Source organism: Nitrospinota bacterium, from assembly GCA_016217735.1.
Taxonomy (GTDB): Bacteria; Nitrospinota_A; UBA7883; order JACRGQ01; family JACRGQ01; genus JACRGQ01.
On record JACRGQ010000033.1, the window covers coordinates 46,151 to 61,906 of the forward strand.

Sequence of the window (15,756 nt, forward strand, 5' to 3'; positions counted from 1 at the left end):
TGACATGAACATCATGAAATTCATCGGCGTGATGGCGGTAGTCCTGCTGGCCTTCCCCGCGGCGGCCGGTGCCTCGCGGATCAAGGACATTTCCAACATCCAGGGAATGCGCCAGAACCAGCTCATCGGCTACGGCCTGATGGTCGGCCTGAAAAACAGCGGCGACCGCACGTCGAAAACCCCCTTCACCGCGCAGACGCTCGTCGCGATGCTCAAGCGGCTGGGGACAACCGTCGACATCCGCCAGCTGACCGGCCCGCAGATCGGCGTTTCGCAGACGCGCTTCCTGCGCGACGTGAAAGTGGAGAACGTGGCCGCCGTCATGGTGACCGCCACGCTTTCCCCCTTCTCGAAGCCGGGCACCAAGCTGGACGTGTCCGTCTCCTCGCTGGGAGACGCCAAAAGCCTCGAAGGAGGCACGCTGCTCATGACCCCGCTGAAAGCCCCCAACGGCGAAGTATACGCCGTGGCGCAGGGGGCGCTGGCCGTCACCCGCAAAAACGGCAAAAAAGGGAGCAACGTGGAAGTGGTGCCGACAACCGGCACCATCCCGGACGGCGCGATCGTGGAAAAGGAAGTGCCGAACGACTTCGCGCAAAAATCGCAGTTCAATATCCTGCTGAGCAAGCCGGATTTCGCAACGGCCTCTTCCATGGTTGCGGCGGTCAACGGCAAGTACGGCAAGGATACCGCCCGCGGCCTCGACGCCGGCACCGTGGAAGTGCAGGTTCCCGCCAAGTTCGCGGCCAATCCTTTCGGCTTCATGAGCGAGGTTGAGGTGTTGAACGTGACCAGCGATATGCCGGCCCGCGTGGTGCTGGATGAAAAAAGCGGCACGGTGGTTATCGGCGACAACGTGGAGATACATGACGTCGCCATTTCATTCGCGGATATCACCCTGCAGGTGCGGAACGGAGCCAATGCCCCGGCGCAGGCGCCAAAGGAAAAAATCACCATGCTCAAGAAAAACACCAGCATCACCGACCTTGTCGCGGCGCTGAACGCCTTGGGGGTGTCGCCGCAGGATCTCGTGGCGATCTTCCGGTCGCTGCACGCGTCGGGGGCGTTGAACGCGGAGATGGAAGTGTTATGAGCGGGATTACGGCCAACCTCCACGCCGTCCGGCGGCCCCAGTTCGCCCCGGCGCCCGAAGGACTTAGCGAACAGCAAAAAAAGGATATGAACAAGCTGAAGGGACTCTCGCGGGAATACGAGGGTTTTTTCATGAAGCAGGTGGTGGACGCCATGCGGAAAACCGTGCCGAAGGACGGTTATCTTAACGGCGGCAATGCCGAAGAGATATACAAAGGAATGATGGACGACAAGCTTTCCGAACAGATGGCTAAAAACGGCGGCAGCGGCATCGCCGAAAACCTGTACAACACCTTCTCAAAAGCGTACCTCGCCTCGCTGAAGGCGGAAAAGAACGCGGGAGGGGTGAAATGAAAGCCCCGGCCCGGCTGCTGGAACTGCTGGATCGCAACGCGCACGCGTACGAAGAGCTGGCGCGCAACTGCGACCTGGAGTATCAGGCCGTGCAGGCGTGCGATCTCTCCCGCCTGGACACCCTGATGAAGGAAAAAGAACAGTTGGCGCTCAAGCTGAAGATGGCCGAAGAGGCCCGCGGCGCGTTGCTGGAAATGATCGCCGCCGCCATGAGGCGGAACGCCGCCGACATCACCTTGGCGGAAATCGCCGCCGCGCCGGAAGGGCGCGCGCTGAAAGAAAAGCTGCTGGCCGCCGGCGGGCGCCTGAAAAAAGCCATGGACACCGCGCGGGAAAAAAGCGATTTCAGCCGCCGCCTGATCGGCCGCGCGCTGGATACCGTCGTGGAAACCATACGTTACGCCAATGCGCTGGCGGGGGGCGAAACGGCCACCTACTCGAACGCGAAAACGATGGGGGGCAAAATGCGCTCCGGCGTGATGGTGACGAGGTCGTACTGACATGAACATCTACGGCGCGATGAACACGGCCAAGTGGGCGCTGCTGTCGGCGCAGACCGCCATCGAAGTGACCGGCCAGAACGTCGCCAACGTGAACAACCCGGATTTCAACCGGCAGACCGCGATTCTGCAAGCCCAGTACCCGGTCAACCAGGGAAACCACTTTATCGGCACCGGCGTGACCGTTGCCGCCGTGAAGCGGAATTTCGACCAGTTCCTCTACAACCAGCAGTTATCGGCGGATTTCAACCAGAACAACTACCAGGCCCGCGAGACCATCATGAACCGCGTGGATACGATCATGAACGAAACCAGCGGCAGCGGCATCAACAACGCCATGAGCAATTTCTTCCAGAGTTATTACAACCTCGCCATCAACCCGTCCGGCGCCACCGAGCGCACCGACGTGGTGGAAAAGGCGAAGTCCCTCTCGGCCAAGGTTTCGTTCGTCGCCGGCCAGGTGCAACAGACCCGGCGCGATACCGACCTTAAAATCACCGGCGCGGTGCCGATCATCAACAACATCACCTCGCAGATCGCCGCGCTCAACAAGGTGATACACGAGACCGAATCGAACGGCGCGGTGGCGAACGATTACCGCGACCGCCGCGAAGGGCTTATCAAGCAGGTCGCCAGCTTCATGGACATCGGCTACGCCGAGGCCAACAACGGCGAAGTGTCCGTGTACATGAAGACGGGCCGCCCGCTGGTGACCGGTGAAAACAACTTCACGCTGAGCACCAAGCAGAACCCCTCGGATCCCGCGACCAGTTCCGTCTTTTGGGCGGACTCCGCCGGGAACAATGTGAACATCACCAGCGATATTTCCGCGGGGCAGATGGGGGCATGGACCACCCTGCGCGACCAGGACCTGATAAAGGTGCAGAACCAGCTCGACTCCCTGTCCGCATCGATTGTCCGGGACGTTAACCGGATTCATGCCGCTTCGTTCGGCCTTGACGGCAGCACCGGCATCAATTTTTTTAACGGCCTCACTCCGGGCGGCCGCGCCAGCAACCTGAACACCGGCACCGGCACCCTGCAGCCCGGCTCCGTGCTCAACCCGGATAACATTAATCTGGATCATTACCGGATAACTTTTGGCGCGGGCGGCTCCTACACCGTGAACAATATCGACAAGGGAACCGCCTCCGGCACGTTCACCTTCACCGCCGGCTCGCCGCTGACGTTTTTCCAGCAGCGGGGCATTTCCATCGCCATCGCGGGCGCGCCCAACGCGGGCGACAGCTTTGATATCAGCGGCGCGTTCAATGCCGCCTTCACGCTGGCCGTTAACCCGACGGTGCAGAACGACCTGAACAAGGTGGCGGCCGGCAGCACCACCCGCTGGGGCGATGGCATCTCCGCGGAGGCGATTGGTTCGCTGCAATATGCCAAGACCATAGGCGGCGCGTGGAGCGTGGCGGGAGCCACTTCCGGCGTATATACCTACACCGATTTTTACGGCGCCACCGTGGGCGGCGTCGGTTCCACCACGCAGGCCGCGGCTTCAGGGAGGAAACTGGCCGAGGCGGTGACGAACCAGCTGAACAATCTGCGCCAACAGTCTTCCGGCGTGGCGCTGGACGAAGAAATGATAAACCTGGTGAAGTACCAGCAGGCCTACGGCGCCGCCGCCAAGACCATCACCACCATTGATGAAATGCTGCAAACGCTGTTGAACATCAAGTAACGGAATGGCCGCCCGGCGGCACGGAAAAGTAAGAGGTACCATATGTTTCGAATCACCAACCAGATGATGTACAACAACTCCCTCGTTAACATGTATGCGCAAAACGAAGGGCTGTACAAGTCGTCGGAACAACTGTCATCCGGCAAACGGGTAAACCGCCCCTCGGACGACCCGCTGGCCATCGGCGAGATCATGAACTTCCAGGCGCGGCTGGACCGCAACGACCGGTACGCCACCTTTACCCAAAAGGCCAAGGGCGTGTTGAGCAGCAGCGAATCGCTTATCGCCGGCACCACCGATGTGGCGACCCGCGCCCGCGAATTGGCGATAGGGCAGGCCAGCGGCACCTCAACGCCCCAAACCCGCCTCACCACGTCGCTGGAAATAGACAACCTTATCCAGCACACCATCCAGACCGGCAACGGCAAATTTGGATCGGATTTCCTGTTCAGCGGACGCACGACCAACGTCCCCCCGGTTTCACAAACCGGCCAATATCAGGGAGACACCGTGGCGCTGGATGCCGCCCTCAATGAAAACTCCTCTATCGCCATGACGGTCAAGGCGTCGGATTTCCTTATGGCCGACATGTCGCCGCGCTTGACCCTCAACACGCCCCTTGCCTCGACGAAACTCGGACAGGGAACCGGCGCCGGCACCTTTACCATTGTCGACCGCGCCGGCGGCACTGGCACGGTAAACGTAACCGCCGGCATGACCGTTGGCAACCTGATCAACGCCATCAATGCGTCGGGGGCGAACGTCACCGCGTCGCTCCCGGCCTCCGGCACTTATTCCTTCCAGATAGTGGATAACAATACGACGACCGTCACCGGCCCGGTGCGCATCACCGACACCGCCGGCACGGTTGCTTCCACGCTGGGCATCGCGGGGAGCCGCCCCGTGCAGACCATGAGAAGCGACAGCCTCCGCCCCTCGGTCACCACCGGCACCGCGCTTGCCGACCTGTACGGCGGCATCGGGCTTCCCCTTGCCGACATCTCCGTGATAAACGGCTCGGCCTCCGCGACGGTTTCGTTCGCCGGGGCTTCAACGGTGGGCGATGTCATCAACGCCATCAACGCCTCCGGCGCGAACGTGACGGCGGCGCTGAACGCCAACGGCACCGCGCTGACGCTGACCTCGAACAACCCGGCCACCGTGGCGTACGCCAAAGACATCAACGCCGGCAAAATGGCCGATCAACTGGGGATCGGCGGCGGGCGCAACCTCATTCTGAACCTCCAGCGGCTTTCGGCCGCGATGAAGAAAAACGATGTCAAGGCGATATCGGGCCTTTTGGACAACCTTTCCACCTCGATAGACACCACCGCCGCGATACGCGGCGAAATCGGCGCCCGCATCAACCGGCTGGACGTGAACACCTCGCAGCTTGAAAGCTCGAAGGCGGACGTCACCATCATGCTTTCCAACGCGCAGGACGCCGACATGGCGAAGGCCATATCGGATTTCTCGCTGTTGCAAACCGCCTACCAGGCGACGGCGCGCGCGACGGCCCAAATCATTCAGCCCTCGCTGCTGAATTTCCTGAAGTAAAGGGGGACTAAGTGGGGAACCTTCGGACATTGAAAGACCGGTTTGCGGTAGAATACCGGAAACAAAGGCCAGGGACGGCAAAGGAGACGGAACATGCTGGTATTGACGCGCAAAGTCGGCGAATCGATCAACATAGGCGACAACATCAAGATTCAGATCATGGACGTGAAGGGACGCTCCGTGCGGATCGGCATCGAGGCGCCGAAGAACATGTCCATCCACCGCGAAGAGGTGTACGCGAAGATACAGGAGGAAAATCACCTCGCCTCGTCGTGGCAGGGAGTGAACATGGATACCCTCAAAACGCTCATGGGGAACATGGGGGGGAAAAAGCCATGAAGATCGGCACCGCGCGCTACGGCGAGATCGAGATCGATCCCGCGCGGATCATCTCCGTCAACGACGGGATCATCGGTTTTCCGAACTACCGGCGCTACATCTTCCTGCCGTTCCTCGAAGGATCGCCATTCGAGCTGTTTCAGGCGCTGGACCAGCCGGACCTGGCGTTCGTGGTGATGAATCCGTTCGTGTTCAAGGCGGATTACCAGTTCGACCTCGGCGATCAGGATATCGCCGACCTGCAAGTGGCCAGCAAAGAGGAGATTCAGATACGGGTGATCGTGACGATTCCGCACGACCCGCGCGAAATGACCGCCAACCTCCAGGCGCCGCTCATCATCAACGAGCCGCGCCTGCTGGCAAAGCAGATCATCCTGCACGACAGCGAATACACCACGAAGCACAAAGTCTTCATGGGCGGCCAGCCGGTCGTCTGACCGGCGGTAGTCAGTCCGTTTGCAGCGTGCCGATGAGATCGGTCACGCGCGCGATGTTCTCCCTGTCGCAGTAAGCATTCAGCTCTTCCGCGAGCCGCTGGCATATGGCGGGCTCCACGAAGTTCATCGTCCCCACCTGCACGGCGGACGCGCCGGCGATGAGGAACTCCAGCGCGTCGTCCAGCGATGCGATGCCGCCGATGCCGATGACCGGTATCTTCACCGTCTTCACGCACTCGTACACCATCTTCAGCGCCACCGGCTTGATGGCGGGACCGGAAAGCCCGCCGAACACCCGCTTGATCTTCGGCCGCCGCGTTTTCACGTCGATGCCCATCCCCTTCAGCGTGTTGATGGCGCTGATGGCGTCGCCGCCGCCGTTTTCCACCGCCAAGGCGAACGGGCGGATGTCCGCCACGTTCGGCGAAAGCTTCACGATGAGCGGCTTTTTATCACAGACCTTCTTCACCGCGCCGGTGAGCTTTTCCAAAAATGCGGGGTCGCCGCCGAACTCGATCCCCCCCTTGTCCACATTGGGGCAGGAGACGTTCATTTCAAGCGCGTGTACCCCCTCCATCGCCGCCAGCCGCCGCGCCGCCTCCACGTAATCGGCCTCGGTGTCGCCGAAAAAGTTGGCGATGACCGTCGCGCCGGTCTGGCGTATTTTCGGCAGTTTTTCCGCCTCAAACGCGTCGATCCCCACGTTTTCGAGGCCGATGGAGTTAATCATGCCGCAAGGGGTTTCGCAGATGCGCGGCATCTGGTTCCCCGCGCGCGGCTTCAACGAAAGCCCTTTTGTGCAAAAGGCCCCCATCTTCTTTATATCCATCATATCGGCGAATTCCAGGCCGTAGCCGAACGTGCCGCTGGCGGAGATGACCGGGTTTTTCAGCTCCAGCGCGCCGATGCGCACTCTCAGGTCCGCCATAGCACCTCCCCGGTTTTGAAGACGGGTCCCTCGACGCACATCCGTTTCCGCCCGGCGGTTGTATCGCACACGCAGCCGAGGCAGACCCCGAAGCCGCAGCCCATCCGCTCCTCCAGCGAAAGCTCGCCTTTCATGCCGTGTTGGGCGCATAGCGCGTCCACCGCTTTCAGCATCCCCGTGGGGCCGCAGGCGAGGATGTAGCCGGTTTTGTTTTTGTATGCGGCGTGTTCCACGAGCGGCGCGGTGACAAGCCCTTTGCGGCCGCGCGATCCGTTTTCCGTGGCGATGTGTACTTCTGAAAACTCTTCGGCGCACAAAATATCGCTTTCAGTGGCGCCGCCGATGAATGCGGCCGCCGTGCGCGCGGGGTTGCGCTTCGCCCAGAACAGCAACGGCGCGATGCCGATGCCGCCGCCAACCAAAAGCACGGTATCCGCTTGCGGCGGGGCGAAGACCGAGCCGAACGGCCCGATGGCGTCGATATGCTCCCCGGCCTGTTTTTCCGCCAGCAACGCGGTGCCGCGCCCCACCACCTTGAAGATCACGCTCATCACGCCGCCGTCGAGGCCCGCGATGCTCATGGGGCGGCGCAGCAGCGGGTCATTATGCTCGGCCACCTTCAGCATGATGAACTGCCCCGGCGAGGCGGCGGCGGGAAATTCAAACTCCATTTGGAAATATCCCCGCGTCACTTCCCGGTTGGAGATGATTTTTGATTTCATGGTTTTATTTGGTCCAACCGCATCTTATCTTACCTCTAACGGGGTGTTGAATAACCATTTATGCATGTCATTCTGAGCGCAGCGAAGAATCCCTTTCCCCTTGAAGGGGACTCCCGGCGCGGATAGTACGCCGCCGACGCCATGCTCTGCATGGCATGCGGCTTCTTTACCATTCCGCGCCTCCTTTCCGGAAAGAGATCCTTCGCCTATGGCTCAGGATGACAAGCGGTTGCTGACGCATACACCCTCATAACATAGCTTTTTTTCGTCAACGCCCGGTCTCCAACGGCTCCAGGCCGATCTTGCCGATAAATTCAAAGAGCTGGAGCTGCACGCTCAAATCGCCGTCCGTCAGCTTGATGTGCGTGGCATCGGCGATATCCTGTCCGAAGGTCGGGTCCATCGCCACCCACTCGCCGGCCCACACCTCGGGCCACGCATGGTAGAGAAACCCTTTGTAGTCCGGGGCGTACACGATGCCGGAAACGGTTTTCACCGGTATGCCCGCCGCTTTCGCCAGCGCCGCGAAAAGGTTGGTGTGCGACTGGCATTCCCCCTCAAGCGATTTCAGCGTCGCCACGCCCGAGAACGTGTCGATGTATTTTTTCTTCACATTGGTAAAGACCCACCGGTTGATCTTGACGGCGGCGCGGTACATGTCGGTTTCCGCCCCCGTGATCTCCGCCGCCTTCGCGATGATGGCGGGGTCGTCCGATTGCGCCTCAAACGTCGGCTTCATGAATTCGCCAAACCGCGCGGCCGGGGCGGGGCGGTTCACCCGGGCGATGTTCTTCGCGCGGTTTTTGCGCACCTCCAGCGTGACGGCCCATGCCGCGCCGTTTTTTCCCGCCGCCTTTTCAGCGGAAACGGTTTTCTGCCGGTCGTCCTCCGGCAGCAGATCGGGCGCGCCGATGCCGGTGATGCGCGCGCGGAGCAGCGTGACGGCGCCCGCATTCTCAACCGGCGCCGCCACCGGGATGAGGCTGTAGGCCAGAAGGCCGGTGAAGCTGACCCGCTCCAGCGGAAAATCGAGCGCCTGCTTTTCGCCCACGGCCCGCGAAACAAAGCCCATCGGCGATATCTCGCGCAGCACGCGCCCCTCCGGGGTGATGTAGGAGACGGTGACGAAACCCTTGAGCTTCATCGTGACCGGAAACACCTTCGCCTTTTTTCCGTCAATATCGAGATCCGTCAGCGCGCCGACTTCCACGCCCATCGTTTCGGAGGCGAGCAGCGGCTCCAGAAACACGCGGAACGAAAACTTTTCGCCGCCCCGCAGCTTCTTTTTCCCCAGCAGCAGCGCCATCGTGTCGGCCACATAGACCTGGTCTTCCAGCGGCACCGTTTTGCGGCTGACCGCGCCGGCCGATTCCACGGTGACGGCCATTTCGTTCCCATGCACCACCCCCTCGAAAAACTGGCGGTGGTTGAGCATCTTCTGCATATAGGTGAACCGGAGGGGGCGGAAATCCGCGTCGAGGAAATAGGCGCTGCTGGTGCTGAGGTCCTGTTCCACGCCCCCCATTTCCATCTTTATCACCGCTTTGCTTTCGATGCGGTAGCCGGCGCCGTCTTTCGTGACTTTCTGGTGGGAGAAACCGATTTTTTTGCCGTTCATCTGAAGCTCCATCCACTCGTCGGCGATGGTCTCCGCGAAAGCGGACAGGGAAAACAGCAGAAGAAAAACGGCCGCGGGAAACGCCGCATTACGGCGCATGATACTCCTGCAGCGAGCGGACCTCTATTTCCCCCTCGCCCATGGCCTTGATGGCGGCGATGTAGGAATGCGCCCCGGCGATGGTGGTGGTGTAGGGAATGTTGAGGTTCAGCGCCGTGCGCCGGATCGATTGGCTGTCGAGGATCGCCTGTTTGCCGAAGGTGGTATTCACCACCAGCGCGATTTGCGCCGCCTCCATCATATCCACGATGTGCGGCGAGCCGTCCTTCACCTTATGCACGATTTCAGCCGCCAAACCGGCCTCCGTGAGCGCCGCGCCGGTTCCCGCGGTGGCCACCAGCGTGAAGCCGAGCGCGGTCAGGCCGCGGGCGACATCCACGGCCGCCTTCCGGTCGTACTCGGCGACCGAGAGGAACGCCTTCCCGCCGCGCGGGATTTTGGCGCCGGAGCCGAGGGTGGCGCGGGCGAACGCCGAACCGAAGGTCCGGTCTATCCCCATCACCTCGCCGGTCGATTTCATTTCCGGCCCCAGAAGCACGTCGACTTTGGGGAACTTGATGAACGGGAACACCGCTTCCTTCACGCTGATATGCCGGGGCATTTTCTGGCTGATGAAGCCGAGATCGGCCAGCGTTTCGCCGGCCATCACGCGCGCGGCGATCTTGGCCAGCGGCACCCCCGTCGCCTTGGCGACGAACGGCACGGTGCGCGAGGCGCGCGGGTTTACTTCGAGGACGTAGACATCGTCCCCTTTCACGGCGAACTGGATGTTCAGCAGGCCGATCACGTTCAGTTCGTCGGCCAGCTTTTTGGTCTGGATGCGGATTTCATCGATGATCCGTTGCGGCAGGTCGCGCGGCGGCAGCGAGCAGGCGCTGTCGCCGCTGTGGACGCCCGCCTCTTCGATGTGCTGCATCACGCCCCCCACCACGGTCAGCTTGCCGTCGCGCACGGCGTCCACATCCACCTCGGTGCTGTCGTTCAAAAACTTGTCGATGAGCACCGGCCGCTCGTGCGACACTTTCACGGCGTTTTCCATGTACCGCGTGAGCGACGCCTCGTCGTACACGATCTCCATCGCGCGGCCGCCCAGCACATACGAGGGGCGCACCACCACCGGATAGCCGATCCGGTTGCATATGGCGGCCGCTTCCTGCTTGTTGGTGGCCGTGCCGTTTTCGGGCTGCTTAAGCCCCAGCTTCGTCACCACCTCCTGGAAGCGTTTGCGGTCCTCGGCGCGGTCGATGGCGTCGGGCGACGTGCCGATGATCGGCACGCCGGCCTTTTCCAGCGACATGGCGAGCTTCAGCGGCGTTTGACCGCCGAATTGCACGATGACGCCCGCCGGCTTTTCCTTGTCCACGATCTCCATCACGTCCTCAAGCGTGAGCGGCTCGAAGTAGAGCCGGTCGGCCGTATCGAAGTCGGTGGAGACGGTTTCGGGGTTGCAGTTCACCATGATGGTTTCGTACCCGGCTTCCTTGAGCGCGAACACGCCATGCACGCAGCAGTAGTCGAATTCGATCCCCTGGCCGATGCGGTTGGGGCCGCCGCCGAGGATCATGATTTTTTTCCGGTTGGTTGGTTCCGCCTCGCACTCCTCCTCGTAGGTGGAGTAGAGATACGGGGTGAGCGCCTCGAATTCGGCGGCGCAGGTGTCGATCCGCTTGAAGACGGGGCGGACGCCGAGCGCCAGCCGCTTTTCCCGCACGGCGGATTCCTTCACGCCGCAGAGCTTGGCGATCCGCCGGTCGCCGAAGCCCATTTGCTTGCATGCCCGCATTGCATCGGCGGTCGCGGGGAGGCCGCCGGCTTTCAGCGCCGCCTCGGCCTCGACGATCTCCTTGATGTTGTCCAGAAACCACGGGTCGATGAAGGTGAGGCGATGCACCTCTTCGATGCTCCAGCCGAAGCGGAACGCCTGCGCCGCCCCCAGGATGCGGAACGGGTAGGAGGTCTTCAGTTTCGCGCGCAGTTCATCGGGGGCGATGGCCGTTTCGTCCAGCCCGTCGATGCCGGTCTCCATGGAGCGGAGCGCCTTTTGCAGCGACTCCTTGAAGGTGCGGCCGACCGCCATCGCCTCGCCCACCGATTTCATCTGCGAGCTGAGCAGCGCCTCGGCCTGCGGGAATTTTTCAAAGTCGAAGCGCGGGATTTTGGTGACGCAGTAGTCGATGGACGGCTCGAACGCGGCCCAGGTCTTTTTCGTGATGTCGTTGCTGATTTCGTCCAGCGTGTAGCCGATGGAGAGCTTGGCCGCGATGCGCGCTATCGGAAAGCCGGTGGCCTTGCTGGCGAGCGCCGAGCTGCGCGACACGCGCGGGTTCATTTCGATGATCTGCAATTCGCCGTCGGCGGGATTCACGGCATACTGGATGTTGCTGCCGCCGGTGTCCACGCCGATCTTGCGGATGATCTTGAGCGCCGCGTCGCGCATCATCTGGTATTCGCGGTCGGTGAGCGTTTGCGCGGGGGCGACGGTGATGCTGTCGCCCGTGTGGACGCCCATCGGGTCGAGATTCTCGATGGAGCAGACGATGACGACGTTGTCCTTGCGGTCGCGCATCACTTCCAGCTCGAATTCCTTCCAGCCGAGCAGCGACTGCTCGATCATGATCTCGCTGATGGGGCTTTGCGCCAGCCCCCACTTGGCCTTCTCGATGAAGTCTTCGCGGGTGTCCGCCACGCCGCCGCCCTGCCCGCCGAGGGTGAACGAGGGGCGGATGATGCACGGCAGGCCGACGCGGTCCAGCACCTCCATCGCCGTGTCAAACGTGTTGGCGAAGCCGGAGCGCGGCACGTTGAGGCCGATCTCCACCATCGCCCGCTTGAAGAGCGAGCGGTCTTCGGCGCGCTTGATGGCGTCAAGGTTCGCGCCGATCATTTCCACGTTGTACCGCTCCAGCACGCCGCTTTCGGCCAGGCCGACCGCGAGGTTGAGCGCCGTCTGCCCGCCGACGGTGGGCAGCACCGCGTCGGGGCGCTCGCGCTTGATGATCTTCGTCAGCACGTCGACCGTCAGCGGCTCCACATAAGTGCGGTCGGCGAACTGCGGGTCGGTCATGATGGTGGCGGGGTTGCTGTTGGCGAGGATGACGCGGATTCCCTCCTCCATGAGCGCCTTGGCCGCCTGCGTGCCGGAGTAGTCGAATTCGCACGCCTGGCCGATCACGATGGGGCCGGCCCCGATGATCAGCACGCTCCGGATATCATTTCTTTTCGGCACCGGTCACATCCTGTAAATGTCTTCAATGCTGATCTGGCGGAAGCGGCGCCACTTGAGCTGCATCCCCTCCAGCTTGAAGAACAGCTCTTCGCCCAGCGGCTTGCCCTTGTATTTTTTCAGCTCGGCGCGGATCGGCCGCAGCGCCATCTTGGAATGCAGCACATGGGTATAGGTGAAGAAACATCCTTTTCCCACGCAGATGACGCGGCTTTCAAGGATGTCCCCCGCCTCCAGATGGTCGTCGCCGGTCACCACGTAGTTGCGCCGCCCCGCGAGGTCGCGCACGGTGATCACGCCGCCGGCGCACGATTTGACCAGAAACATCGAGTGTACCTGGCGCGACAGCGCGATCCAGTTGATCATGTCGCCGGAGCTTATTTCTTTCCGTTTCTCGTTGAGGAACCGGTCATAGACCGAGTGGGTACCCGCCCCTTCCGGCCGGTAGTCGAAGATGAACCATTCGAGGAACGTGTTCATCCGCTGGATGAAATCGGGGTCGTCCTCGTTGGTCTTGCCCGCTTTCGCGTAAAATATCTCGCGCGCGGCGTTGAGGCTTTCCGCGAAACGCGGTTCCGAGGCGTATTCGATCAGCCGGTCCAGCAGGCCGCGGATCACCTGACAGCCGCCCGGGGCCGGCCGGCCGATGGTTTTTTTGAAGATGAAGTCGAACATCAGGCCGCGCCCCCGCGCCGCGCCATCATCTCGACGAACCGGTCGAAGTGAACGGCGGTGTCGTGCGGGCCGGGGGAGGCCTCGGGGTGATACTGCACCGAGAAGGCGGGCAACGTTTTGTGCCGCACCCCTTCCACCGTGTTGTCGTTGAGGCTGTAATGGGTTATCTCCAGTTCGGCGGGGAGCGTTTCGCCGTCCACCGCGAAGCCGTGGTTTTGCGAGGTGATCCGCACCACCCGCCCGGCGGGAATATCCATCACCGGGTGGTTGCAGCCGCGGTGGCCGAATTTCAGCTTGAAGGTCTTCGCCCCCAGCGCGAGGCTCATGATCTGATGCCCCAGGCAGATGCCGAAGATGGGGTACTTGCCCAGCATCGCTTTCACGCTGGCGATGGCGTAGGTGACCGCCTCCGGGTCGCCGGGACCGTTGGAGAGGAAAACGCCGTCCGGTTTGAACGCGGCGATTTTCTCCGCCGTGGTGTCGGCGGGGAACACGGTGACGGCGCAGCCCCGCTCGACGAGGTGGCGCAGGATGTTCCGCTTGATGCCGAAATCGTACGCCGCCACCTTGAAGCGGGGCTTGATGTTTTTGCTGAAGCCTTTGCCCAGTTCCCATAGCCCCTCGGTGAATTCGTAGGGCGCCTTGCAGGTGACGCGCGCGGCGATATCCGCCCCGGCCATGCTCTCGTGGGCGCGCGCCTTGGCAATGAGGGCGTCCACATTATCGGTCAGCGTGCTGATGACGCCGCGCATCGCGCCGCGGCTGCGGAGGTGGCGGGTGAGGGCGCGGGTATCGATGCCGCGTATGCCGGTGATGTTCTGTTCTTTCAGGTACTGCTCCAGCGGCTTCGCGGCGCGGAAGTTGCTCACGATGCGGCTTGGCTCTTTCACGATAAAACCGGCGGCCTGTATCTTGCCCGACTCTTCGTCTTCGGGCGTAATGCCGTAGTTGCCGATGAGCGGATAGGTCATGGTGACGAGCTGTCCGGTATAGGAGGGGTCGGTCAGGATTTCCTGATACCCGCTCAAGCCGGTGTTGAACACCACCTCGCCGACGGCCTCCCCGGGGGCGCCGAACGGGCGGCCCGTGAACGCCCTGCCGTCTTCAAGAACAAGTGTTGCCTTCATAAATCCGACGGATTATACACGATTCGTCCCCCGACGATGGTAAGGCAATTTTTTCCAGAAAGCTCCTTCCCGGCGAAGGGGGTGTTTTTGCCCAAACTCAAAAATCCGGCGGGATCGACGGTCCACTTTTTTTCGGGGTCGAAGAGACAGATGTCGGCGGGCGCGCCCTCTTTCAGCGTTCCCCCCGGCAGGTTGAATATCTTCGCCGGGTTGGCGGAGAGCAGCTCCACCAGGCGCGGCAGGCCAAACACCCCTTCCCGCACCAGCGCCATCGAAAGCCCCAGCGCGGTTTCCAGCCCCACGATGCCGTACGGGGCCTGGTCTATCTCCAGCTCTTTTTCCCATTTGGCGTGCGGGGCGTGATCGGTGGCGATGCAATCGATGGTTCCGTCGCGCAGCCCCTCTTTCACCGCGGCCACGTCATCGGCGGTCCGCAACGGCGGGTTCATCTTGTAATTGGCGTCGAAACTTTCGAGGCTCTTTTCGGTGAGGGTGAAATGGTGCGGGGCCGCCTCGCAGGTGACGGCGGTGCCCGCCGCTTTGGCGGCGCGGACGCTTTCCACCGCGCCGCGCGTGCTGATGTGCGCTATGTGGACGGGGCGCTTCAGGTACGCGGCGATATCGATGTCGCGCCGGGCGATGACGTCTTCGGCGATGGCGGGCATCCCCTTGATGCCGAGGCGGGCGCTGGTCTCCCCCTCGTTCATCACGCCCCCCTTGACGAGGTGCTCGTCCTCGCAGTGCTCCACGATGGTGAGGCCGAACATCGCGGCGTAATCCATCGCGTGCCGCAGCACGCGGGCGTCCATCACGCACCGCCCGTCGTCGGAAAGCGCCACCACGCCGGCCTTTTTCATCTCGCCTATCTCGGCCAGCTCTTCCCCTTTAAGCCCCTTGGTGATGGCGCCGATGGGATACACGCGCGCGCCGCCAGCGGCGGCCGCTTTTTCCAGTATGAAGCGGGTAACGGAAGCGTTGTCGTTCACCGGCTTGGTGTTCGCCATGCAGCAGACGGCGGTGAACCCGCCGGCCGCCGCGGCCATCGCGCCGGTGGCGATGGTCTCTTTATACTCAAAGCCCGGCTCGCGCAGATGGACGTGCAGATCGATGAACCCGGGGGAGACCACCAGCCCCTTCGCGTCGATGACCTTCGCGCCGCCGGCCGCGAGGTTTTTGCCAAGGGCGGCGATGACGCCGTCTTTCACCAGCACGTCCTGCACGCCGTCGATGCCGCGCGACGGGTCTATCACGCGGCCGTTTTGTATCAATATCGCGCCGCTCACGATTCGGCTCCTCCGCACAAAAGATAAAGCACCGCCATCCGCATCGCCACGCCGTGCGTGACCTGCGAAAGGATGAGGCTGTAGGGGCCGTCCGCCACGTCGGAGGCTATCTCCACCCCCCGGTTTATCGGGCCGGGGTGCATTATCA

General features: G+C 62.2%; 15 protein-coding genes. 7 read left to right on the forward strand and 8 right to left on the reverse strand.

Translation table 11 applies throughout. The annotated features are described in order from the left end of the window. Positions 1-13 precede the first annotated feature (13 nt). From HZA03_05415 to HZA03_05445, 7 genes are all read left to right on the forward strand, one after another. On the forward strand, positions 14-1,093 hold the full coding sequence (locus HZA03_05415) for a flagellar basal body P-ring protein FlgI (GenBank protein MBI5637391.1): 1,080 nt from the start codon (positions 14-16) through the stop codon (positions 1,091-1,093). Continuing rightward, positions 1,090-1,446: a rod-binding protein gene (locus tag HZA03_05420; GenBank protein ID MBI5637392.1), complete on the forward strand. Its 357-nt coding sequence runs from the start codon at positions 1,090-1,092 to the stop codon at positions 1,444-1,446. Before HZA03_05415 ends, HZA03_05420 begins: the two co-directional genes overlap by 4 nt. Next, complete coding sequence (locus HZA03_05425) at positions 1,443-1,946, forward strand: flagellar protein FlgN (GenBank protein MBI5637393.1); 504 nt, start codon at positions 1,443-1,445, stop codon at positions 1,944-1,946. Before HZA03_05420 ends, HZA03_05425 begins: the two co-directional genes overlap by 4 nt. 1 nt (position 1,947) lies before the next feature. Further along, on the forward strand, positions 1,948-3,639 hold the full coding sequence (flgK, locus tag HZA03_05430) for a flagellar hook-associated protein FlgK (protein MBI5637394.1): 1,692 nt from the start codon (positions 1,948-1,950) through the stop codon (positions 3,637-3,639). A gap of 42 nt (positions 3,640-3,681) precedes the next feature. Beyond that, positions 3,682-5,196, forward strand: a complete 1,515-nt coding sequence (gene flgL, locus HZA03_05435) for a flagellar hook-associated protein FlgL (GenBank protein MBI5637395.1) — start codon at positions 3,682-3,684, stop codon at positions 5,194-5,196. Positions 5,197-5,289: 93 nt separating this feature from the next. Next, on the forward strand, positions 5,290-5,535 hold the full coding sequence (gene csrA / locus HZA03_05440) for a carbon storage regulator CsrA (GenBank protein MBI5637396.1): 246 nt from the start codon (positions 5,290-5,292) through the stop codon (positions 5,533-5,535). After that, positions 5,532-5,972, forward strand: coding sequence for a flagellar assembly protein FliW (locus HZA03_05445; protein ID MBI5637397.1), 441 nt, complete (start codon positions 5,532-5,534; stop codon positions 5,970-5,972). The genes csrA and HZA03_05445 overlap by 4 nt, the downstream gene beginning before the upstream one ends. A gap of 10 nt (positions 5,973-5,982) precedes the next feature. Here HZA03_05445 and HZA03_05450 read toward each other — a convergent pair whose 3' ends face one another. The 8 genes from HZA03_05450 to HZA03_05485 form a co-directional block, all read right to left on the reverse strand. After that, positions 5,983-6,900 (reverse strand): dihydroorotate dehydrogenase, encoded by a 918-nt coding sequence (locus HZA03_05450; protein MBI5637398.1) that lies wholly within the window; start codon positions 6,898-6,900, stop codon positions 5,983-5,985. Further along, a complete protein-coding gene (locus HZA03_05455) occupies positions 6,888-7,622 on the reverse strand; it encodes a dihydroorotate dehydrogenase electron transfer subunit (GenBank protein MBI5637399.1) in 735 nt (244 codons plus the stop codon). The genes HZA03_05450 and HZA03_05455 overlap by 13 nt, the downstream gene beginning before the upstream one ends. A gap of 268 nt (positions 7,623-7,890) precedes the next feature. After that, positions 7,891-9,339: a transglutaminase domain-containing protein gene (locus HZA03_05460; protein ID MBI5637400.1), complete on the reverse strand. Its 1,449-nt coding sequence runs from the start codon at positions 9,337-9,339 to the stop codon at positions 7,891-7,893. Beyond that, positions 9,329-12,526 (reverse strand): carbamoyl-phosphate synthase large subunit, encoded by a 3,198-nt coding sequence (carB, locus tag HZA03_05465; protein MBI5637401.1) that lies wholly within the window; start codon positions 12,524-12,526, stop codon positions 9,329-9,331. Before carB ends, HZA03_05460 begins: the two co-directional genes overlap by 11 nt. A 3-nt stretch (positions 12,527-12,529) precedes the next feature. Beyond that, positions 12,530-13,198, reverse strand: coding sequence for a hypothetical protein (locus HZA03_05470; protein ID MBI5637402.1), 669 nt, complete (start codon positions 13,196-13,198; stop codon positions 12,530-12,532). Then, a complete protein-coding gene (gene carA / locus HZA03_05475) occupies positions 13,198-14,325 on the reverse strand; it encodes a glutamine-hydrolyzing carbamoyl-phosphate synthase small subunit (protein MBI5637403.1) in 1,128 nt (375 codons plus the stop codon). Before carA ends, HZA03_05470 begins: the two co-directional genes overlap by 1 nt. Then, positions 14,322-15,608, reverse strand: coding sequence for a dihydroorotase (locus tag HZA03_05480; protein ID MBI5637404.1), 1,287 nt, complete (start codon positions 15,606-15,608; stop codon positions 14,322-14,324). Before HZA03_05480 ends, carA begins: the two co-directional genes overlap by 4 nt. After that, on the reverse strand, positions 15,605-15,756 hold a 152-nt coding region (locus HZA03_05485), incomplete at its 5' end, for an aspartate carbamoyltransferase (GenBank protein MBI5637405.1). The genes HZA03_05480 and HZA03_05485, both read right to left, overlap by 4 nt.